This window comes from Ohtaekwangia koreensis (assembly GCF_900167975.1).
In the GTDB taxonomy this organism is placed as follows: domain Bacteria; phylum Bacteroidota; class Bacteroidia; order Cytophagales; family Cyclobacteriaceae; genus Ohtaekwangia; species Ohtaekwangia koreensis.
Genome location: NZ_FUZU01000001.1, coordinates 605,543 through 628,168, shown reverse-complemented (window position 1 = coordinate 628,168; position 22,626 = coordinate 605,543). Strand labels below are relative to the sequence as shown.

Here is a 22,626-nt window from a genome sequence, read left to right as displayed (position 1 = left end):
TGAAATATTACACTCTATAGCGTGGGAAAGTTCACACATGCTGCACACCAAGAATAATGCTTCTATGCTATTTGTATAGGGCAAAGCTTATGAAAGCTATACCATTGTTAGATGAAATAAAATTCTGATTGATGTGTTTATTGGACACAATCATTGTTATATAGATTGATTATAAATAGCAAGCTATATTTCTCTTGAGAATTAGAAGAAGATTAGAAAATGTACTCTGTAGCGTAGGAGTCTCGTTGCGCGGATACGAGACCGAGAGTAAATTACTTTGGCTTCTCTGTTGCCAGCACCATCCGGATTTTATTCTTGGCGCCAATTTCTACAACACTCACCAAATCCTGGACAGAAGCTCCATAGGGAATATGCACCACAACAGTGGGATCTGCCATGCCAGCACATTGTTTGATGAGGGTAGATTCAAGTTGGCTGAAGCCGACCTGTTGCTTATTGATAAAGTAGCGTTTGTCTTCGGTTACAACGAGGGCGATGGGCGACCGATTAACACTTTGGTTGGCGCCAGATTTTGGCAACGGCACTTTAATAACGGCCGGATTGGTTACGGTTGATATAATCAGAAAGAACAGCAGCAAAAAGAACATGATATCATTGAGCGAGGATGTCGCCACTTCATGAGCAAACTGTTTCCGGTGTCTGATCTTCATGACTCTGGAGTAAGGATGGAACGCATAAACTCAAAAACATCTTTCTGCATTTTGAGAGTAAAGATGTTTACACGCTGTTGCAGAATGTGATATGCGCAATAGGATATTACACCTACAAAGAGACCTGCACCACTGGTGATCATCTTTTCATACAGACCACCCGCGATAATACCAATCGTGATGTTATCTGTTTGTGAGATATTATAGAAGATGTGAATGATACCGGAGATTGTACCAATGAATCCAAGCATCGGCGCTACACCAGCAATGATACCGAGATAGCCCATGTTCTTCTCCATCTCTGCTACTTCAATATTAGCGGCCGATTCCATCATGCTTTCGAGTTCCTTCATAGGCTTCCCGATGTGTTCGAGACCAACCTGTAGAATTTTACCTGTAGCAGATCCATCCTGAGCAGCATACATCCGCGCGCTCTTTATGTCTGCATTCTTCAGATATTGCTTAATAGAGGCTACGAACTCCTTCTTTTCTTTTGTAACAGTATTGAGGTATAAAAATCGTTCGAAGAAAAAGTATGTGGCAATGAAACCGAGGATAGCGATCGGGATCATGATCACACCGCCTTTCATAACCATATCCAATAGAGATAACGAATCAGCAGAAGTGGTTACAGAAGTAGTATCCACGGATGTGGATATCTGCAAAAGAATAGTCAGGATGCTGAGCATTGTAAGACTTGGGATTATTTTAATGGCAATAGTAGCAAATTACTTGCTACTATCACCATTTGTAAGATTTTATGTCGGGAAGCACTGTAAAAAATTCTCTTAGAGAACGAGTGCTTTCAAAGGATTATTGTATCGGAATTAGTTGGTTGGCTTCGGCTTCTTCTGTTGAGCTTTCGCTTGCTTCAGCGCTTCAAGATAAGCCTTCGACTTTTCGTTCGTCGGATCGATTGCCTTCAGCTTCTCAAATGTAGCTTTAGCTGCGGCAAAATCTCCTTTCGTATCATAGTAATAACCAAGATATGAATATGCTTCTATCAAATCGGGTTTGCCTTTGTCAGGATTCGCTTCACCAATCTCAACTACTTTATCAAAGTATGGCTTGGCAAGACCTTGCTTTAATTCCGGGTCAAGGTTAGCAACTGATTTTGCTCTCCATGCATATCCTGTTGTAATAGCAGGTTGCGCTTCGATCAATTGTCCAAATGTAGTATCCGCCTCATTGAACTGCTTATTGAAATAGTATGCTTTTCCTAAAGCAAACAATTCTGTTGCTGTTAACTTGGTCTTAATACCTCTAAGTTGTTTATAGGCATCAATAGCTTCCGGATATTTTTTCTGCTTATAGAATGCATCCGCTACAGTCGCTGCAATTTCAGGATTTTTCTCAAGCTCTAAACTCTTTTTGAAGTTGATGATCGCTAAAGAATCTTTAGTTTGCTTCTGATACATTTTCGCTACATATACATAGTCACTCGCCTGGATTTCCGTCTGCGGTGCTTTCGCAAAATACTGTTCAAATAATTTCTCGCTCTTCTCTAAGTCACCTGATTCAACTGCGGCATACGCAGCATATTTATATACCGTAGGCGATACATCAGGACGCTTCAGCAATTCATCAAATATAGCGTTCGCTCTCTTGTAGTCTTTTGCCATAAAGAGGAAGAACGCAAAGCGAAGTTTTGCAGGCTCAGGTCTTTCAGTAAGCGCCAAGTATTTCTCATACGCCTTTACCGCATCCGGTGCTTTCTTCTGAGCATAGTACAATTCACCCAATTCTTTATATGCCAAAGCATAGTTTGGATCCGCTGCTATAGCTTTGTTGAAATGTTCTTCTGCAGAGGTCAGGTTTTTGGAGCGTTGATATACCACGCCAATTTTATACTGTGGTGTTCCGCCTTTAGGATCTAACGATGCAGCAGTTTCAAATGCGCTTACAGCATCACCACCTTTTACAAGTTTAGTATATGCATCACCCAACAGGATGAAAGTTTCATAGTCTGAGCTATTGATAGATTTAGCTTTCTGTAACAACGTTAATGCATCATTGGTAAATTTATCATTTGCCAGATACGCATTTGCTACAGCCTTCAATACAGCAGGATTTTTAGATTTTGTTTGAGCCAATGCCTGATCCAACAAAGTCTTTGCTTCTGCTACATTGTTTTCAAGCATGCGCAGATGTCCTTTACCTGCCAGGTTCAAAGCTTCTTTAGCATTTACTTCAAGTCCCTTCTGAAAAGAAATCTCAGCTTTCTCTTTTTCGCCATTCGCGATTTGAGCTTCTCCGAGGTAGTATAATAAAGATGCATCAGCAGGGTTTGCTTTTACAGCTTCTGTAAGCGTAGCAACTGCCTTATTGGTTTGTTCAATTTCAATCTGTTGACGGGCTTGTTTAACAACCGGGAGCTCCTGAGCTACAGCAAGCGTGGCAGCAGCGATGAAGAATAAGAGCATTAACCCTCCGCTCCATGCTCGTTTCATTAATTCTTTCATGAGTTTATTTTAAGTTTAGATGTTACGTAAACAAACACGATGCCATATCACATTCTCTGGTGTTGGCACGCTTAGAGAATGAAAATTACGGACAATCTGGATGCTAAAATAATGGTTGGCGATTAATTTCTACAATACGTACGGGCATTGTGACCGGAACCAGACCTGCTTTCAAAATAATCCGTTGTCCTTTTTCACCTGCGACAAAGGCCATAAAACCACTTCCAAGGCCTGCGCGGGCTTCACGACTAACAATCGTGATTTCTCGTACCAAAGGATATTGTTTTTGAGCAATATATGCCTGATACGGTTGGAAATATTCGACACCATCGTTTGAAAGCTCGGCAATGTGTACAGCATTCGAAAAAACATTAGTGGTCGAATCATCTTTATCGCTGATCCAACTTACGCCAATCAATCCGATTGCATTTTCTTTTTTGGATACATAGTCCACTACCGCAGGATTGTTATTAACTGCGAAGCAGTTTGCAGGGAGTGAATCAATGGAAAGAGAATCTTTTAAATATCGTAGTATACCTGATGTAGGCTGATCGAATACAATTTCAATAGGAGTAGCTTTTCCTTTCGGATCAAGCTGATTCCACTTGGTAATTTTACCAGTTAGAATGTCCTTAAGTTGTGGGATAGTAATGGTACTATCAGGATTAGCATTGTTGAGGATCAAGGCGATCCCTTCTTTTGCTACCGTTACCAGCCGAGGCTTAATCGTCTGGGCTTTGAAAGTTTCAATTTCCTCACTTTCCAACTTCCTCGTGATGACTGCAAGTCGCACACTATCCAGCAAGAGCTGTCGCATGGCTTCTGCTTCCGAAGTATATATTACTTTAACATGAGCGCGTTTGTAAAGGCCCATGAAAGTATCAACCTCTGTATCGAGCAAAGGTTTCAAGGACTCGTCTACAGCAATAGTGATGGAGCCTGACGTAGGCGTATCCAAAGGTCTTCCCTTTTTATCACGCTGCGAGCAGGCTCCAACTATTAAGAATACTATAATGAAACTATGAAAAACAATCTTCATATCTACTTCTGAAAATATCGCTGGTAAACTTTAAATGCTCTGAATAAACCATACGCAATAAGAAGAATTCCTAAAGGCAGAGCATAAGCCCCATTAATATTAATGATGTCGGGGCGAGTAATCAGGGCAGCGCCTATACCTATATAGGCGGCTGCCATGATTAGTCCAAAGTATTTGATGACCATATCCATACCTGTCATCTTATACTCGTCTGTTTCCGTTTTCATTAGGTTGCCAACTTAAACTTGATAGGCAACACGAAGCGAGATTTTACAGCTCTGCCGTTTTGCTTACCAGGTTTCCATGGTGGCATCAGGTTTACAACGCGGATCGCTTCTTTATCGCATTCTGCGCTGATACCTTTTACTACCTGAGGATCGCTGATCTTACCTTCTTTATCCACTACGAAGCTTACGAATACTGAGCCTTCAATGCCCATTCTTCGTGCAGCTGCAGGATACTTCACGTTCTTCTGAAGAAATTTAGCCATAGATTCCAAACCACCTGGATATTCAGCTTGCTGCTCAACAACCATGAAGATCTTGTCTTCATCTTCTGTTTCTGCAACAACTTCCTGAACAGGTTCATCGAATACTACTTCACCAGTACCTTCAATGTTTTCGGAACCAACATCGTTTTGTTTTACTTCTTCGATGGTTGGCATCTCTTCCTCTTCAACAATCTCTTTATCTGTTACCTGTGGAGGTAAATATTTGATGATTGTCTTCACTGGAGGTGGAATGTTCACCTGTGGTGGAGGAGGAGTATTTTGAATTGGTGGAGGTGGTGCCAGATCTGTATACTTTACAGTCTTCAACACAGGTTCCTCCTGCTCTTGCTGGCCTTTGATCCATTCTACGATTTTAGGATAAGCCAGTACAAGTGCTGCGGTCAACACCGTAATGAGAGCCGCCAGAAGCACATGCTTCGAATAAGACTTACGGTTTTCGTATGCACCGTATTCCTTATTACGATATTCGAAGATGATGTCTTCCCACTGCTGCGGTTTTAATTGTTCTGCTTTCATAAATTAGATTCTTTTATGAGTTCCTTATCCGTAGGTGTAATGGGCACCAGGGCATAACGCTGCATGTTAGTGATATTCATCTCATCGAGTATATCCACCATGTTTTTGTAGCGCGACTCTTCAGATGGTTTAATCAGAAGAATCATACCTGGTATCTGCGAACTCTGTGTCATCAACACTTTACGAATACCATTTGCTGAAAAATCAGTTACTTCGATTTTAGGATCTGTGATACCGTGGTACCAGTAGATTTTATCATTGTCTCCTAAAACAAGCGTAACTACTTTCTTTTCGTTCACTTCCGGAAGCTTGTCTTCCGGCTTGGGTTTCTCAGGCATGGTGATTTCCATGGTCTGAGGCTTATTGAAAGTCGTGGTAAGCATGAAGAAGGTCAACAACAAGAATGCTAAATCCACCATCGGCGTCATATCAATTTTGGTTGACGCTTTTTTGGCTCTGACTTTACCACCTTTTTTATGACCACCACCGCCACCACCTTGACTTACTTCTGCCATTTCTGTAGGGTTTAAATATTATGAAGGATTTCTTTCCATGTTCGTGATCAGGTTGAAGCGATTGACTTTATTATCAATCAGCGTATTGATCACTTTTTCTACTACCGGATAGTTGGTATCAGAGTCACCTTTAATAGCAATCCGAAGCTTCGGATTTGCCATACGAGAGAAGATGATCCAGTCTTTCAATTGATTGTTCAATGAATCTACCGGAACGCCTGGCTGATTAATCTGCTTACGCTCATCTGGTTTAAGATTAATGAACTCTTTCAATTGTCCAATTGGCAATCCGAAAGTTGACATTACTGCAAAGCGCGCTATCTCATCATCTGAAAATTGAATATTGTAGCGCTCTCCCATACTCCTTAACAATTCCTGACGATTGTATTTACCGTCCATGTTAAAGAATACTTTACCATCATCTGCAACAGTGATCAGGAGAATATCCGTTTCCGGCATTTTGATTTCCGAAACAGACGAAGGCATATCCACCGCTACCGGTTCATCGGGCGCTGCTGTTGCCGTGAGCATAAAGAATGTCACCAACAGGAAGCCCAAATCTACCATAGGCGTCATATCCAGTGAAGGAGGCGTCCTATGTACTTTTGCTTTTCCCATACGTCACTTATTCGTTTAGTTATATATTAATGCTTTCCTTGTTGCGTAGCAGTAAAGTTCTGCACGATGCTATAACCAGCTTCATCAATACCGTATGTCAATGCATCGATCTTGCTTGTGAACAGGTTATAGAAAATGATTGCTACTGCAGATGTACCGATACCAAGCGCTGTATTGATAAGAGCTTCAGAGATACCGTTCGCCAAACCTACTGAGTCAGGAGCACCAGCTTGTGCCATAGAAGCGAAGGCCGTGATCATACCCAATACAGTTCCCAAAAGACCGATCAGCGTAGCGATAGAAGCGATCGTTGCAAGAATTACCAGGTTCTTTTCAAGCATTGGCATTTCAAGCTGTGTCGTTTCTTCAATGTCCTTCTGGATCATCGCGATTTTCTTTTCTGCTTCAATCGTATTATTATTTACCAGTTCGTTGTATTTAACAAGACCAGCTTTTACTACGTTCGCTACAGAACCTTTTTGCTTATCGCACTCAGCAATTGCCTGAGAGATGTTACCACCTGCTACTAATAAGCGAATGCGTTGAACGAAAGCCTTTACATTACCTTTACCTTTCGCGCGGCCAATGGTAAATGCACGTTCAATAGCGAATGTGAAAGCCATCAATAACATACCGATCGCCAACGGTACTAAATATCCTCCTTTATAGAAAATACCTAAGAAGTTTCCTTCAAGCGGGTGAGAGGCAGGATCGCCACCTTCAAAGTTTGCGGGATTACCCAGCACAAATTTCCAGATAAGAAAGCCTATAACGAGTTCTATCAGGATTACAGATGCCGCAAATCCAGACTTCAAGCTCTCAGATAAAGAAGAAGAAGAAGAAGTTTGTGTAGTTTTCATAGTGAATGTTAATTGTTAATGGTTTTTAGTTTAGGAAATTTTGCGTATTATAATAATTTAAAGAGTGTGCAATAGTCACAGAATACAATTAAATATTTCAAATTTATTTCGGTTCGTTTTCCTCATCTCATTTTTCAACACTTCGGTTTCGTTGCCATGAAATAATGAGCGGTATGGCCGTAAGTAAAACCATTCCAGCTACAATGATTTCTAAGTGGTCAGTAATGGTCGGGAAAATATTTCCCAATAAATGTCCTGCCATTACCATGACAATAATCCAGACCGCTGCCCCTACCGCGTTGAAAAAAAAGAATTTTCCAAATTCAATTCGAACCATTCCGGCAAGGATAGGAACGAATGTACGGACTATGGGCAAAAATCTACCCATTACAAAGGCCATCATTCCATAGCGATTGTAAAAGTCTTGAGCCAGATCCATGTATTTTTTCTTATAAAAGAAATTCTCCTTTCTATTCTTTAAATATCCGTCTGCCCAGCGGCCAAATCCGTATCCTACAGATGTACCGGCAACGGCACACACGGTGAGCAAAAGAACCAACACCCATACGTTAATGGACAGATATTCAGAGTCGCTCAGGATACCTGCTATAAATAACAGAGAGTCGCCTGGAAGAAAAAAACCAAAGAACAAACCAGTCTCGGCAAAAATAATAAAGAGAAGAAGCGTCAAACCACCCCACTTAATAATCTCCTCCGGATTGAGCAAGTCCACAAATAAAAAAGCCGTTGAAATCATAGCCACTTAGCTAATACTATTAGCCAAAGAATTTTAAATATATAAGTTTTCGATTTGGATGTTGATTTTTTTTACAAAAGCGCAACAATAGCAGGTCAACCGGACTTACGGGACGTTATCTGACGCAGTGATGTAAAAAGTATTACGTTCAAATGAATTGACTGAAAGAGCATCACTCATCGCCAGAGTAATGTTAGTCTCATCAGTTGTAACGGGTGGGAATATATTAGTAAGAATAGTAGGCTGTTGAGGAAGTTGTTTGTTTATAGATTCAGATGACCAACCTGAACGCAATACAACTTCATGAAAAGACAATATACCTCGTAAAGGTGAGTCGTCTGTGTGATGTGCTGAAGGTGCTATGTTATTCTGAGAGTAAACAAAAATAAAAACAAGCATCAACCCCTCCAGAAAGAGGCTCACGATCGGTTTCATTTTCTCTATTTCACTCTTCATACTGCCGGCAAATCTAAACGAAAATTTTCCAGAAATCGGTCGTTGACACTATTAAATATCACAAAGTGACTCTGAAACGATAATTTTCTCAGATCAATATAGACTTATCAGACTTTATTTAACAATAGAGTAACTTACGCCTAACGACAGTAAGGTCATTTTTGCCTTATCTGATTCATCGTCTATATTATAGATAGAAGAGAGAAATTTGTTCGCGGTAAGATCAATCCCTAACGAAGGAACTATATAATAACTCACATTCAAGGTTAAGCCCGCGAGCATACTGTTAAACCCGTCCTTATTATTGTCTTTATAATCATGAAATGATCCATCGGATGCCTCATAGCGCTGCTTATATTCAGAGGCATGGATCAATCCGGAAAACGTAGCACCCCCACGCACTAAAAGCTTGTCTCTTAGTAAACTAACACCGGCCATCACCGGCACCTGAATATATACCACGGAAGTTTTGCCAAGATTTTCCGACGGATGAAAAACAGAAATGTTCCGTATCGGTGTCACTCCATAAAATGAACCAACGGGTACACCATTATATACTGTCACACCGGTAACACCGCTTTGCGTTGCAAAATCTTCGAGGCTGAGTATAGATCCAGTTCTCTTAAAACGATTATACGAAACACCCAGACCCGAGCTTACAAAAAATCTGCGTGACAAAGTATAATCCGCGCGGCCTGAGAAATCAAAGCCTGGCTTTTCATCGTATTGTTGTTCAAAGCTTCCGGATGAAAGCATGATACCATACCCGGTGCTCGTGGGAATAGTAGTTTGCATGCTATACGTATTGGTTACATTGGGGATAGACGGATAGTTTGCTGCAGCAGTAATAGCCACTCGTTTTATTTGGGCATCGGTTATAAAAGCCCCGAAAATAAAAATCAACAGAAGGGTATTTCTCATAATCGGATATATTTGCAACCTAATTTAAACAAAAATCTGGATGACAACTGAACAGTTGAAAGATTTGAAGGCTCGTGTTAGTGCCTTGAGGAGGTATCTTTGACTACGATCGTAAGAGCCTCGAAGTAAACGATGAAGAACTTATCACTCGGCAAGCCGATTTCTGGAACAACCCTAAACAAGCTGAGGTCATTTTAAAAAACATCCGCGCCAAAAAAATCTGGACTGATGCATTTGAACACGTCTCCAAATTAATGGACGACCTGGATGTACTCAATGAATTTCATGAAGCTGGCGATGTCGGTGAAGACGAGCTTGAGCTTGAATATCAAAAGACATCAAAGGCCATTGAAGAGCTCGAGTTCAAAAAGATGCTGAGCAAAGAAGAAGATCAGCTCAGTGCCGTTGTTGAAATTAACCCCGGAGCGGGTGGAACTGAAAGTCAGGATTGGGCCGAGATGCTAAACCGCATGTATATAATGTGGGGCGAGAAGAGCGGCTATAAAGTATCGCAGATCGATTATCAAAGTGGTGATGTTGCCGGTATAAAATCTGCTACACTCGAAATTGACGGACCTTTCGCGTACGGTAAACTCAAAGCTGAGATTGGTGTACATCGACTGGTACGCATCTCTCCGTTCGATTCGAACCAGCGAAGACATACTTCCTTTGCTTCGATATTTGTATACCCGAAAGTTGACGACTCTATTCAGATCGACATCAATCCTGCTGACATTGAAATTCAAACGTCACGCTCAGGAGGTGCCGGTGGTCAGAACGTTAACAAGGTTGAAACGAAAGTTCAACTCACACACAAGCCAACCGGTATAGTAATCGTCTGCCAGGTGGAACGCTCTCAACATGCCAACCGTGAACGTGCCATGCAAATGCTGAAGTCAAAACTATATCAGCTCGAAATGGAAAAACGACATGCCGAGCGTGATAAGATTGAAGCGGGCAAAATGAAAATTGATTTCGGTTCGCAGATCCGGAACTATGTACTACATCCTTATAAACTTGTGAAGGATGCACGCACAGGTGTAGAACGTCATGATGCACAAACCGTTCTCGATGGCGACCTCGATGATTTTATAAAAGCGTTTTTGTTAGGCGCACAAGAACAGCCTCAACAAGCGTAAGATAGTTTTATAATTAACAGTGTCTGCAGCGATAGTTGCAGACACTTCCCTACTTCGTTGATTAACACTAAAATCTACACTCCTCAATTCTGGCTCGTATGCGTTAGTTCGCTCTTGTTCTTCGCGAGCTTCAACATGATCGTTCCGGAATTGCCCGCGTATCTTTCAAAGCTTGGTGGTGCTAACTATAAAGGACTCATCATCGCGCTCTTCACGGTAACAGCAATGCTCTCGCGTCCTTTCAGTGGCAAGTTAGCAGACAAGATTGGGCGTGTACCCGTTATGATGTTTGGCTCTGCCGTATGTTTTATCTGCAGCCTGGTATATCCTGTACTCACTTCTATATCTGGATTTTTATTACTGCGATTGGTGCACGGCTTTTCAACTGGCTTTACGCCTACGGGGCAGTCAGCATACTTATCCGATATTATACCGGCTCAACGAAGAGGAGAAGCGATGGGCTTATTAGGCACTGCCGGAACATTGGGTTCTGCGTGTGGCCCTGCCGTTGGAGGTACCATTGCAAACAACTTCGGATTGAATGCCATGTTCTATTGCTCTTCTGCCTTTGCCATTCTCTCTATACTTATACTGGCTGGCATCCGCGAGACACTAAGCGACAAACATAAATTCCATGTATCGGTATTGAAAGTAAAAGGACACGACTTGTTCGAACCACGCGTGTGGGTGCCTTGTATTGTAATGGGCTTGAGTGCGTATGCCTACGGCGCCATGTATACCATGATGCCAGATATAGGGGAGTTTATGGGAATTAAAAATAAGGGTGGACTCTTCGCGTATCTCACCATAGCATCTTTACTGGTAAGATTGCTTGGAGGAAAAGCATCGGACCGGTGGGGACGCAAGCCTGTTCTTCGTGTGTCTACAAGCCTGATCGCTATAGCCATGCTGGTGATCGCATTCGCAGATTCTTTAGGTATGCTTATCTGCGGTGTGGTGATGTATGGCTTTGCACAAGGTGCCACCTCTCCCACCCTGCTCGCCTGGGCAACAGACCTCAGTCATGAGCATCACAAAGGACGCGGTGTCGCATCACTCTATATATTTATGGAACTGGGTATCGGTGTTGGTGCGTTGACTTCGGGAATTATATATGGAAACAACCCGACAAACTTCTTTGCGATCTTCACGGTTTGCTGCGCTTTTGCAGCCATGGCGTTTATCTTTCTCATGCTCCATCGCCCGTCTATCAAAGCGACTTCCTGAAATCCGATTTATACATTGCCTGTAGTTGAAATTACTTCTATTTTAGAAGATGCATTTCAAAAAATATATACCCCTCGTCTGTCTTACAATTTTACTCTGCATACAAAGTATAGCGCAATCAAAACAAGTGACCATCACACTGGATGATGTGCCGTTTACAGCCTGGAGTGAGAAGACATCACTGAAGACCATCGAACAAGCCAACCATAAAATACTCCAGGCTATCGAGCACCATAAAGCACCCGTTACTATATTTATAAACGAAAGCCCCCTGATCCGCGAAGGCGAAACTGATGCACGCATCGCTATATTGAAACAATGGCTCATCAATCCATTGATTACCGCGGGGAACCATTCCTACAGTCATTTGAATTATACCAGCATCAAGCCTGCTGAGTTTAAAGACGAAATCATAAAGGGCGAAGTGATTACTAAAAAACTACTGGAAGGCACCAACAAAACGTTGCTTTACTTTCGTTTCCCTTTCAATGCGTTGGGCAAAGACAGTATAACAAAAGCAGAGATGCAATCTTTCTTAACCGCGAGAGGGTATATTAATACTCCGTTTACCATAGAGAGCTCAGACTATCTTTTCAATACGCTTTATCAACAGGCATTGGATGGTAATGACAAAGCCAAGGCGCAACGTATAGCACAAGCCTATATCGACTATACGCTTTCTTCATTCGACTATTTTGAAAATCTGTCTATACAGCTATACGGCAGAAAGGTTCCGCAGATATTTTTAGGACACGTGAATGCATTACATGCTGATTACCTTGATACCTTACTGGAGCAACTGAAAAAGAAAGGGTATACATTTTCAGATCTCACCACTGCACTGGCCGATAAAGTATATAAACAAACGGATTACTATGCAGGGCCCTATGGATTCTCGTGGTTCTTCCGGTGGGAGAAAGATGCTGAGAAAAGAAAAGGACTTCTCCGGCAACAGCTGGATGCACCCAACGAGTATTACCAGGAGTATCTGAAAGCAATTCGAAAAGCACCTGCGAATTAATCTATAGTATTAAAATATAGCTTACGTTTATTGTCAACCTATACTTCATCCTATACTTTATAAACCCTTTGTATGAGAGCCACACTCCTGTTCTTAATTCTACCTTTTCTGATAAGCTGTACCACAGACAAATCAAAAAGCAGTGAAGATGCTTCAGCGAATTCTTCCTCCGAAGAAAAGCCGGAAGGTATGGTATGGATTCCGGGAGGCGAATTTATAATGGGCTCTGATGAATTGGACACCTATGAACACGAGCGACCCGCGCATCGTGTAAAAGTAAAAGGCTTCTGGATGGATGAGACCGAAGTTACCAACGAGCTGTTCAAGATTTTTACCGAAGCAACACACTATATAACTACAGCCGAACGCAAACCGGTATGGGAAGAATTACGCAAACAACTTCCGCCCGATACACCAAAGCCGCCCGACAGTGTGTTGATGCCTGGCTCACTGGTATTCCATGCGCCTACCCAACCCGTTATGTCCAATGACTATACATTGTGGTGGGAATGGAAGACAGGCGTAGACTGGAAACACCCTGAAGGACCACAAAGTAATTTGGATGGAAAATGGAATCACCCTGTAGTACATGTTTCGTACGAAGATGCATTGGCCTATGCAACCTGGGCCGGCAAACGTTTACCTACTGAAGCAGAGTGGGAGTTTGCTTCACGCGGAGGAAAAGAGCAGCAACGCTATAGCTGGGGTAACGATGTAAATCCGCAAGGAAAGTTTATGGCGAATACGTTTCAAGGAAGCTTCCCGGCTAACAACTTAAAAGAAGATGGCTTCGAAGGATCTGCTCCTGTAAAAACATTTCCCGCCAACGAATATGGACTATATGATATGATCGGCAATGTTTGGGAGTGGACCAGCGATTGGTACGATGCAAATTATTTTGAGACACTTGCCAGGAATGCTCTAACCGAAAATCCAAAAGGTCCGGAAAAGTCTTTCGATCCGAATGAACCCTATGCTCATAAGCGAGTTACAAAAGGGGGATCGTTTCTATGCGCGAATAACTATTGTCTAAACTACAGACCCAGCGCGCGTCAGGGAACAGCATTTGACAGCGGTTTATCGCACATCGGATTTCGATGCGTTAAAGACTGATGCGTATATCACGTTTCGCATCATATTGTATATACTTTTATATAGTATATATAACCAATTAAATATATACCACTAATAAGGTTATTATAAAAACAACAGATTTATACACCTACTATATATCTGCTTCGTTGGTTGCCATTAAAAGTGATTGGTAGTCTTAGTACGTACGTAGTCCACTCTTTGTAGACTATTCGTTTAACCTTGTTTCAATCGATTACGATAATCCTCAACTGCCCCCTAAGAAGTATCGAATCGTCCCCGCTCGCGCAGCCTTGGTAGGCCTACTTTGCATCATCATAAACTTAAAACCAGAACGTATGAAAAAACTAATTCTACCCGTTGTAGCATTCACGCTCTTCACTCTATTACATGCCTGTGTAAGTGAAGAGCTCGTAACTCCTGACAACACCAGCACAACTACTACCACTACGGTCGATCAAAGTAATGCGAAAGTAGGAGCTGCCGGAATTTCAGGTGTAAACTGGGCCGATGGCCGCGATAATTTTGTAGATGGCTGGGTTATTCCATCCGGTCTTACCAGCAATGATAGCTATAATAGTGCCTCCGCGAAGGCTGACGCTGTTGTTTCAGGTATTATAAAAAATCTATCCGGTGTCAATACGATACGTCTGCCTATTAATCCGCCTTCTGTTGCAGAGAGATGGTGGGGAAGTTATACCGGAGCCATCGATAAGACACTTAACAAAGGAATGAAAGTTATACTGGCTTGCTGGGAATCATCCTCATCGAAGGATGGAAGGATTGATAACAATACCGCATTCTGGAAAATGTGGACAACCGTAATTAAAAAATATGGGGGCAATAACAATGTATACTTCGAAGTATTCAACGAGCCACACGGCTATTCACTGTCGCAACTAACCGGTATATATGCGGAGTTTCTTTCCAAATTCCCGAATGTACCAAGAGGCAGAATTCTATTATCAGGTACGGGCTATTCTGAAAATGTTACCGGTGTAGGTGCAGATAAACGTTTTAGCAGCTGCCTGTTATCACTTCACAACTATGCATGGTGGGGAAAACGCTCTACTGCAGGGTGGGAAAAAGATTGGAGAAGCCGCATGGGGAATTATAAAAACAGAATTGTAGTTACTGAATTTGGTGCGCCTATGAGTACACGCAAAGATTATCGCAACGGTCCACAATCTGAAAATGAGATTGCATATATAGTAGGCGGCAGCAATGTATTCCGCAACGACCAGGTAGCAAGCGTTTATTGGCCAGGTTTACGTGACGATGACTCCTATAGCTTACTAAGACGTGGCGGCAGCGGTAACAACATCACCATATCAACTGTAAATGCTTCCGGTGTATTCCGCGTAAGATTTGGCTGGGGATTATTATAGAGAACGATCGCAGATGATCTGCATATATACTTTACTTTAATATCGTTGGGTACTAAACCAAGGCGTCTCCCTTAACCGGAGGCGCCTTTATACTATATCCCGGACATCAACAATTACTTGCACTGAACACGGGACTTCGCTATTTTTCAATACACATCGGTTAATATCACATGATTGTTATTAATTTGGTGAATGCAATCACATCAAATCTTAAAAGAGCACATTGCTAAAACTATAGCGCTGACGGATGATCAGTTCGACTATTTCTTTTCACATTTCAAATCCCAATCCTTTAAAAAAGGACAGGTAATTCTAGCAGCCGGTGATACAGTGGAGCGTGAATACTTTGTACTGGATGGCTGTCTCAAATCTTTTTATATCAACGATGATCAGAAAATGTTCATCCTTCAATTTGCTATGCCCACCTGGTGGACATCCGATTACAACGCCCTCTATAGCGGTGTTAAGGCCACTATAAATATAGATTGTGTTACCAATGCCGAAGTGCTCTATATATCAAACAGCGACCGCGAAAAGCTCTGCAAAGAGATACACGAGGTTGAGCACTTTTTTCGCTGGCGCACCAATAGAGGGTACGTTGCGAGTCAGAAGAGATTATTGTCCTTTATGAACAATGACGCCAAACATCGCTATGAAGAATTGCTGGCGCAATACCCTGCGCTATATAACATGGTGCCGAAACATTTAATAGCCGCTTACCTGGGCGTTTCAAGAGAAACACTTAGTCGCCTGTATAATCCCTGAAAATGTGATGTACATCACATACGTTCATTATGCTTTTAGATTGTGATGTAGGTCACGTAAGTTCCTGATCACAACGCGCCAAGTTTGTGTTGTAATAAAAACAAAACAAACATGGAAATTAAAACATTTGAAATTGTAAACGCCCACAGTAACATCGACTGGATCGGGCGCAAAGTAACAGGCGCACACAACGGAACTATAGCGCTTAAAGAAGGTTCACTAACCTTTGTAAACGGTCAGCTTAAAAGTGGTAAGGTAATCATCGATACTACTTCTATTAAGATACTCGATGTAACAGACCCTGCTACCAACGCACAGTTTGCGGGCCACCTGGCATCCGATGATTTTTTCAACTCCGCTATATATACTGAAGCTGAGCTGGCAATCACTTCTTCAAAACGGGTCTCCGACAAAGTTCATCACATCATCGGTGATCTTACCATCAAAGGCATTACACATCCCATCTCCTTTGATGCGCAAATTGACAACACGAACGATCGGATCACAGCCCATGGCAACATCGTGATCGATCGCACCAAGTACGGCATGCGTTTTCGCTCCGGTAACTTCTTTAAAGACCTCGGCGATACACTTATATACAATGAGTTTGAGCTGAATGTAAGCATCACTGCAAAAGCTGCTGTCGCAGTAATTTAAACGAAACTTGTAAAGTCATGCCATACGTAAAAATTGAGTTAACGCGTGAAGGCGTTACGCGTGAACAAAAACAAATTCTGATCAAAGGTATAACAGACCTGATCACAGAAACGCTGAACAAAGATCCGCACCTGACACATATAGCGATACAGGAAATCGATCTGGACAATTGGGGATATGCCGGTGAACAAGTATCGGTGCTACGCGAGAAAGGTATCACAGCCGATAAAAAATAAGCGTATGAAAAAGCAAACGATCATTGTTACCGGAGCATCGTCCGGTATAGGAAAAGAAATAGCCCGTTACTTTTTAGAGCGGGGTGATAATGTGGTGATCAATTCAGCAACAGCAGATAAACTTGAAAAGGCTTTCGCAGAACTTGGTGCAGGCGATAACCTGGCGATGGTTGCCGGCAATGTAAGCAACAAACATACGGGCGAGCAACTGGTGGCAACAGCAGTAGAAAAATTTGGCTCTGCCGATGTACTGGTAAACAACGCAGGTATATTTGAGACCCGCCCTTTTCTGGAAGTAGACGAAGCACACCTGGATAAATTTCTGAATACAAACCTGAAGGGTACATACTTCACTACACAAGCCGTGATACCACAAATGCTGAAGCAACACGATGGCGTTGTCATCAATATAGGTACGCCCATTGTGAATCATGCTTTTGGTGGCGTGCCCACCACCGCACCGCTCTCGAGCAAAGGCGCTATACATTCACTTACCATTCAGCTGGCTGCCGAATTTGGAAAGCACAACATCCGCGTCAATACCGTTGCACCCGGCTTTATCCGTACGCCCATGCACAGCGGTGATGCTGATGAAAGCGCAGGTCTGCATTTGGTGAACCGTGTTGGTGAGGTGGAAGATATAGCACAGATGGTATACACGGTGGCCAAGAGCAATTTTATAACTGGAGCGATCATCAACGTAGACGGAGGTATAGCAGCCGGGCATAATTTAAACTGACATGAAAACATTTCTTATAACCGCTTTTATACTCTGCGCAGGGCAGGGTATAAAAGCACAACCAACATTCACAATGAAAAACGAGGACGACAAAGCAACCATTACCAAGCTGCTTGAAAACAATTACTTTAAAGGTATATATGAAGGTGACCTGGATCTTTTGAAGGAGCTATACCACCCCGGCACGTTACTGTTTGGCGATGTAAAAGGACAGCCTTACGCGAAAACGCTTAGTCAATATATCGAGGGTGTTAAAAACCGTCAGAGTCCGAAAGACTCCGGAAAAATATTTATCCATGAAATTATATCAATCAAAGTAGTAAATTCTATCGCCATGGCGGAGCTGAAGGTGAGAATGTATGATTTCCATTATCATGAATTTCTTTCCTTCCATCAGATCGATGGCAAATGGTTTCTCGTAAACAAGATGATGAGCGATATTAACAAGTAAATTGTAAAGCGATGTGGTATGAAACAAAAGCAACAGAAATGCTGGGGATCGATTACCCGATTATGCAAGGGCCCTTCGGTGGTGGTCTTTCATCTCCGGCACTGGTAGCGGCTGTATCAAATGCTGGCGGGCTCGGTGGTTATGGCGCATATACTTTAAATCCGCAGGATATATATGCGATCGACAAGCAGATAAAAGCAGCCACAAACAAGCCCTATAATATTAACCTCTGGGTATCTGATACCGATGCACCTGGCGGTACAATTTCAGATGAACATTTTGATGCTGCGAAGCAACTGTTCAAACCATACTTCGATGAAGCCGGAATTCCGTTACCCGAAAAGCCTGCACCCTTTACATCGCGTTTCGAAAACCAGGTGGATGTTATACTGCATACGCGACCAAAAGTATTCAGCTTTGTATTTGGTATACCTTCAGCAGATATACTTGAGCAATGTCGGAAGCTCGGTATAAAAACCGTGGGCGCTGCTACTACACTTGACGAAGCCATTGCCCTGGAAGCTGCCGGAGTAGACATGATCGTTGCTTCCGGTTTTGAAGCAGGTGGTCATCGTCCTTCTTTTTTAGCACGTGCCGAGCAATCCATCACCGGTACGTTTGTGCTACTTCAACTGATCCGCGAAAAAGTAAAGATACCGGTTATCGCTGCCGGTGGTATAGCAGATAGCCGGGGCGTTGCAGCCGCATTTATGTTAGGGGCAGATGCCGTGCAAATCGGTACTGCATTTTTGGCGTGCGATGAATCCGGAGCGTTGCCGGTGCACAGGCAAATGTTATTCTCCGATGCTGCAAAGTATACTACATTAACACGCGCGTTTACCGGCAGACTCGGCCGCGGCATCGCGAACAGCATCACGACAGAACTACTTGGAAAAGAAAGCGAGTTTCTTCCCTTCCCGTTGCAAACAACGTTTATGTCATCGTTACGAAAAGCGGCCATTGAAAAAGAGAAGTGGAGTATGATCTTGTTCTGGGGCGGACAAATTGCACCTATACTCAAGCATACAAAAGCTGAAGCGCTTATGAAGTCATTGATTGAGGAGACGTCTAGGATTATGGGGTAAATATATACCGAATGAGTTGATACTAGTAGACCGTACTCAGCCTCGCTTCGAGCTTTCTGTCGCTACCTCCTATAGAAGGAACGGCGATGCTACGCGAACGGTATATACACTGGCGAACGGTGGCGGTCGATGAATATAAGTTTACTTTAACGGTAGCTTTACAATAAAAAATGATTTTGATGCAGTTCCATTGGTATTATCCACAAACTCAAGATTTCCAATTTTGAGCTTACGACTCGGATTATACTCGTGCCCAATATATAAGTAACTTCCTGATAGGGAGAAAACAACATCGTCATTTCCACGAAGCCAATCGCACTCAATTACAGTGCGTTCAGAAATAGCAAGATTCTTTTTACGAATCTTCAATACATTGACATATTGGTTACACCGAGGACCTGGCGTTATTATTCCTCGAGATATATACACTACAACTATTTCAGTCTTACTAAAATCAAAGAGTTCGTATTGATATATCTCGTCTTGAAAGCGGAGCGTATCCCGAAACACTTCATTTCTAACAAAATCCTTTTCTTTAGCGTTATATTTTTCGACTAAAAATAATCGTTCGGGTCGCTTCCCAGCTTCTATCATTCTATAATAACTAGTCTTATCCCAGACTTTATACTTACAAAACTGCACAAGATTTTTATCTTGGATTTCTTCACTCAAATTCATATCTAAAACACAGGCGGCAGGATAAAACTGATTAGTTGAGTATGCACAAACTTTATCGTCCTTAATTAGCATTCTGTTATAGCAATAATATTTATCGGCAATCTTACGATAGGATACTAGATTTCCGGCTATTCCAATTTTAGCAACAAAAGTACTCGGGCCTGTAACTTTATCGTTACCTAACCTGACAACCCCATGAACATCTGCCGTAAACAACATGTACGTATTTCCTTCGTCATCAAAACAGATATCCGCTACCGCCACCATATGAGAAGAGGAATCAGAAAGTAAAAGGTTATACTTCCATATTAGTTCATTCTTTAGGTTAAATTTTGATATACTCTTCCCATGGAATGAATTACCATCCCCCACAACGCAAAAGGCGTTTTTCGTCACCCCTAACACGACACCATCGCTAACCATAGAACGCTGAAGAGTTTCGTTCTTGAGCTGACTGACAAATCGCTTAGGGTTTTCCATACTAGATCGCAACGTATCTTTTCCTAGCAAAACATCACCTGTGTACAGGCCGTCAACTAAAAATACTTTATCACTAACAATATTGATATCCTGAATATAAACTTGCGGATTCCCGTTCACATAAATCATCGGAATCAAATTAGACTGTGAGAATCCGTCCAATGAAAAAACAACTAAGAGCAACAGAAGCAACTTAGATAAATATACATTCATTTTATATGTGCAAGGTTGAAAAATCAAATATCGTAATTTAACAATTGCTAACAACTGAGTGGCCATTATCACAACAATTACCTATTCGGTTTTCTTATTCATTTTAGTATACCGCTCGGTTAAATAAACCCCGACAAGCAACACTGTACGATTGCAAAAAACTGGCAACACCTATTACTATACCTTTGAAGAACTTTAAGAGCGTATCGAGTTTCCAAATCAATTTATAGTCTCTTAAAGATTCGTTCTGCTCTTATAAATATCCAAGCAACCACGAATGCTATAGCTGCGTCTGAGAGCGCATAAACACACAAATGAACTTTAGGAGAGAATACAGCGCCTGATTGGGAGGCGGCCATGAAAAGTAGAATGATGGAAATTACCAAGTAGGATAAAATTTTCAACAGCGAAAACATCTTTAACTTAACTCCGTCAAGGTTAGTTTTCATATCAATCGAGAGAGTACTTCTTTTTTTTACAATAGACGAACTAAGCCTAAGGTAAATCGTATACCATTGGCATCAAAAAATTTAACATTGAAAACAAGAAAAATAGCCTTTAAATCCTTATCAACTATCTCACAAAGATCACCATCTTGAATATGTCTTTTAAGTTTATCCATCTCGTTTGGTGAACAATACTCAATTCTATCAATATAGCCTTTGCTTTCCATCGAAAGGATCATATCATTAGTTAGATTACCAACAAGTTTTTTTAAAAAAAACACTCTTTAAAGCACCATGTCTTTTCGCCATACTGCTCTATATCTTTAATCATCTTAATTTTTGATATATTATAAATATACTAAAAAAAATCTTTTGAATTGCTCACATTATAAATATGCTATACATTACACTTACATGATTGTACCTATATAATATAGATATGAAAGGCAGTGATAAGCGAGAGAAACTCTTCCAGATCTATAACAAAAACTGGAAAATTACCAAAGCAGAATACAAATTTACGATACCTCCACCAACTTTGCTTGATGACACAATAATGTGCCCACTGTGCGGTAAATTTTTCACAAAGGATTACCTTGATACTACAAGAGAAAATCACTTAACACTCGAAGACGTACCGCCAGCTCAACTAGGCGGGAAACCCATCATTCTTACATGCAAGCTATGCAACAATTTTTCGGGCCATAAAATGGATGCACAGTTAATTGAGTATATAAAAGTACAGTCATTCCTTACTGGTGATATCGGTGCTGAAATCAGAATTCCCTCGACTACATTAAATTATACTGGAGGGAAAATTACTTGCTCTGCAAATTTATCAATACACAACAATGATACTTTCTTATTTAAAGTCAACATTAAAAAAGGCGAACAACGTCACGACAAATTTCGGCAATTGGATAAAATATTAACTACAGGAATAGATTTCCACTTTCATTCACCGCCTATTAAAATTGTCAACATAGCCATATTAAGAATTGCTTATCTTTTGCTGTTTCAAAAATTTGGACATCTAATTAGTTTCAATAGCAACTATAATGCAATAAGAAAACAAATACTCTTCACGGACTTAGATGTACTTCAATCGTATGGAATTTTAAAATTAGAAGCAATGCGAAAAATTCAGACATCTGAAGGAATATATATTGACAGAAAACTAAATTGCTTTATTGTAAATTTTGATTTAAAGATTAGAGACAAAATACAAAAAGTGCTAGTATTTATCCCATCGCCATTCACGGATGCTGAGACCTTCTACAAGAAGTTCGCTTCTCAAACAAAAGTTACATTCTCCTTAAGTGAAAAATTTACAGAGGACAATTTTCTTACCGATCCCCTAAAAGTTTTTTCGTGGCTTAAAAGCTTCAGAAAATAGAATTAGCGAAACCTTGCATTACAAAAAACGTTAGACGGGACTAAAGACACGAAGAGCGACTATTTACGCAAATTTACAATCATTACAGTCGAACAATATTATTCTGAGTCGACAATTTTACTGGATTTACTTTAAGTTGCAAAAGTTACATAATGATACTAAATCCCATTCCAAGGGGAAGTGGATAGGTTAACATTTTGCATGCAATGTGTTGGTAATAATTTCCGCTTACTTCCTCCTCGTGCGGAATTATACTTAACGCAGATTTATGCTAAAAATAGTAATAA

At 41.4% G+C, this 22,626-nt stretch carries 26 protein-coding genes; 13 read left to right on the top strand and 13 right to left on the bottom strand.

Annotated features, from left to right (window positions below; translation table 11 throughout):
• Nucleotides 1-272: 272 nt before the first annotated feature.
• The 12 genes from B5Y40_RS02715 to B5Y40_RS02660 all read right to left on the bottom strand — a co-directional run bounded on the left by B5Y40_RS02715 (nt 273) and on the right by B5Y40_RS02660 (nt 9,326).
• Complete coding sequence (locus B5Y40_RS02715; protein WP_079685167.1) at nt 273-671, bottom strand: ExbD/TolR family protein; 399 nt, start codon at nt 669-671, stop codon at nt 273-275.
• On the bottom strand, nt 668-1,360 hold the full coding sequence (locus tag B5Y40_RS02710) for a MotA/TolQ/ExbB proton channel family protein (protein ID WP_079685166.1): 693 nt from the start codon (nt 1,358-1,360) through the stop codon (nt 668-670). The genes B5Y40_RS02715 and B5Y40_RS02710 overlap by 4 nt, the downstream gene beginning before the upstream one ends.
• A gap of 138 nt (nt 1,361-1,498) precedes the next feature.
• Nucleotides 1,499-3,133: a tetratricopeptide repeat protein gene (locus B5Y40_RS02705; protein WP_079685165.1), complete on the bottom strand. Its 1,635-nt coding sequence runs from the start codon at nt 3,131-3,133 to the stop codon at nt 1,499-1,501.
• Between the two features lie 103 nt (nt 3,134-3,236).
• Nucleotides 3,237-4,172 (bottom strand): PstS family phosphate ABC transporter substrate-binding protein, encoded by a 936-nt coding sequence (locus B5Y40_RS02700; protein ID WP_079685164.1) that lies wholly within the window; start codon nt 4,170-4,172, stop codon nt 3,237-3,239.
• 2 nt (nt 4,173-4,174) lie between these two features.
• Nucleotides 4,175-4,399, bottom strand: a complete 225-nt coding sequence (locus tag B5Y40_RS02695) for a hypothetical protein (protein ID WP_079685163.1) — start codon at nt 4,397-4,399, stop codon at nt 4,175-4,177.
• A complete protein-coding gene (locus B5Y40_RS02690) occupies nt 4,399-5,199 on the bottom strand; it encodes an energy transducer TonB (protein WP_079685162.1) in 801 nt (266 codons plus the stop codon). Before B5Y40_RS02690 ends, B5Y40_RS02695 begins: the two co-directional genes overlap by 1 nt.
• Nucleotides 5,196-5,714, bottom strand: a complete 519-nt coding sequence (locus B5Y40_RS02685) for an ExbD/TolR family protein (protein ID WP_079685161.1) — start codon at nt 5,712-5,714, stop codon at nt 5,196-5,198. The genes B5Y40_RS02690 and B5Y40_RS02685 overlap by 4 nt, the downstream gene beginning before the upstream one ends.
• Nucleotides 5,715-5,732: 18 nt before the next feature.
• The gene (locus B5Y40_RS02680; RefSeq protein WP_079685160.1) at nt 5,733-6,332 is read right to left on the bottom strand and encodes an ExbD/TolR family protein; all 600 of its coding nucleotides are present in this window, start codon (nt 6,330-6,332) and stop codon (nt 5,733-5,735) included.
• Nucleotides 6,333-6,358: 26 nt separating this feature from the next.
• Nucleotides 6,359-7,192 carry a MotA/TolQ/ExbB proton channel family protein gene (locus B5Y40_RS02675; RefSeq protein WP_079685159.1) on the bottom strand — a complete coding sequence of 278 codons (834 nt, stop codon included), beginning with the start codon at nt 7,190-7,192 and terminating at the stop codon, nt 6,359-6,361.
• A gap of 127 nt (nt 7,193-7,319) precedes the next feature.
• Entirely contained in the window at nt 7,320-7,949 is a 630-nt protein-coding gene (locus B5Y40_RS02670) for a DedA family protein (protein WP_079685158.1), read from the bottom strand.
• Nucleotides 7,950-8,054: 105 nt separating this feature from the next.
• The gene (locus B5Y40_RS02665; RefSeq protein ID WP_079685157.1) at nt 8,055-8,405 is read right to left on the bottom strand and encodes a hypothetical protein; all 351 of its coding nucleotides are present in this window, start codon (nt 8,403-8,405) and stop codon (nt 8,055-8,057) included.
• A 114-nt stretch (nt 8,406-8,519) separates the two neighbouring features.
• Entirely contained in the window at nt 8,520-9,326 is an 807-nt protein-coding gene (locus tag B5Y40_RS02660; RefSeq protein ID WP_079685156.1) for an outer membrane beta-barrel protein, read from the bottom strand.
• 40 nt (nt 9,327-9,366) lie between these two features.
• Here B5Y40_RS02660 and prfB point away from each other — a divergent pair.
• The 12 genes from prfB (at nt 9,367) to B5Y40_RS29800 (ending at nt 19,259) form a co-directional block, all read left to right on the top strand.
• Nucleotides 9,367-10,465 (top strand): peptide chain release factor 2 gene (gene prfB, locus B5Y40_RS02655; RefSeq protein ID WP_143785576.1). Its coding sequence is split into 2 segments (ribosomal slippage): nt 9,367-9,426 and nt 9,428-10,465, totalling 1,098 coding nucleotides; the frame shifts between segments, so codons are not numbered across the junction.
• Between the two features lie 57 nt (nt 10,466-10,522).
• Nucleotides 10,523-11,692, top strand: coding sequence for an MFS transporter (locus tag B5Y40_RS02650; RefSeq protein ID WP_317043544.1), 1,170 nt, complete (start codon nt 10,523-10,525; stop codon nt 11,690-11,692).
• A gap of 49 nt (nt 11,693-11,741) precedes the next feature.
• The gene (locus B5Y40_RS02645; protein WP_079685154.1) at nt 11,742-12,713 is read left to right on the top strand and encodes a polysaccharide deacetylase family protein; all 972 of its coding nucleotides are present in this window, start codon (nt 11,742-11,744) and stop codon (nt 12,711-12,713) included.
• 72 nt (nt 12,714-12,785) lie between these two features.
• Entirely contained in the window at nt 12,786-13,826 is a 1,041-nt protein-coding gene (locus B5Y40_RS02640; protein ID WP_079685153.1) for a formylglycine-generating enzyme family protein, read from the top strand.
• Between the two features lie 317 nt (nt 13,827-14,143).
• Complete coding sequence (locus B5Y40_RS02635) at nt 14,144-15,193, top strand: cellulase family glycosylhydrolase (protein ID WP_079685152.1); 1,050 nt, start codon at nt 14,144-14,146, stop codon at nt 15,191-15,193.
• 192 nt (nt 15,194-15,385) lie between these two features.
• Nucleotides 15,386-15,958, top strand: coding sequence for a Crp/Fnr family transcriptional regulator (locus B5Y40_RS02630; protein WP_079685151.1), 573 nt, complete (start codon nt 15,386-15,388; stop codon nt 15,956-15,958).
• Nucleotides 15,959-16,069: 111 nt separating this feature from the next.
• A complete protein-coding gene (locus B5Y40_RS02625) occupies nt 16,070-16,615 on the top strand; it encodes a YceI family protein (RefSeq protein WP_079685150.1) in 546 nt (181 codons plus the stop codon).
• Nucleotides 16,616-16,632: 17 nt separating this feature from the next.
• Nucleotides 16,633-16,851: a tautomerase family protein gene (locus B5Y40_RS02620; protein ID WP_079685149.1), complete on the top strand. Its 219-nt coding sequence runs from the start codon at nt 16,633-16,635 to the stop codon at nt 16,849-16,851.
• A 4-nt stretch (nt 16,852-16,855) separates the two neighbouring features.
• Nucleotides 16,856-17,590 carry an SDR family NAD(P)-dependent oxidoreductase gene (locus B5Y40_RS02615; protein ID WP_079685148.1) on the top strand — a complete coding sequence of 245 codons (735 nt, stop codon included), beginning with the start codon at nt 16,856-16,858 and terminating at the stop codon, nt 17,588-17,590.
• Between the two features lies 1 nt (nt 17,591).
• Nucleotides 17,592-18,041 (top strand): nuclear transport factor 2 family protein, encoded by a 450-nt coding sequence (locus B5Y40_RS02610; protein ID WP_079685147.1) that lies wholly within the window; start codon nt 17,592-17,594, stop codon nt 18,039-18,041.
• A gap of 11 nt (nt 18,042-18,052) precedes the next feature.
• A complete protein-coding gene (locus B5Y40_RS02605) occupies nt 18,053-19,126 on the top strand; it encodes an NAD(P)H-dependent flavin oxidoreductase (RefSeq protein WP_079685146.1) in 1,074 nt (357 codons plus the stop codon).
• A complete protein-coding gene (locus tag B5Y40_RS29800; protein ID WP_221408947.1) occupies nt 19,098-19,259 on the top strand; it encodes a hypothetical protein in 162 nt (53 codons plus the stop codon). Before B5Y40_RS02605 ends, B5Y40_RS29800 begins: the two co-directional genes overlap by 29 nt.
• Before the next feature lie 8 nt (nt 19,260-19,267).
• Here B5Y40_RS29800 and B5Y40_RS02600 read toward each other — a convergent pair whose 3' ends face one another.
• Entirely contained in the window at nt 19,268-20,497 is a 1,230-nt protein-coding gene (locus tag B5Y40_RS02600) for a hypothetical protein (protein WP_079685145.1), read from the bottom strand.
• Nucleotides 20,498-21,382: 885 nt separating this feature from the next.
• On the opposite strand from B5Y40_RS02600, the gene B5Y40_RS02590 reads away from it, so the two are divergent.
• Nucleotides 21,383-22,339 (top strand): hypothetical protein, encoded by a 957-nt coding sequence (locus B5Y40_RS02590; protein WP_079685143.1) that lies wholly within the window; start codon nt 21,383-21,385, stop codon nt 22,337-22,339.
• Nucleotides 22,340-22,626: the final 287 nt, after the last annotated feature.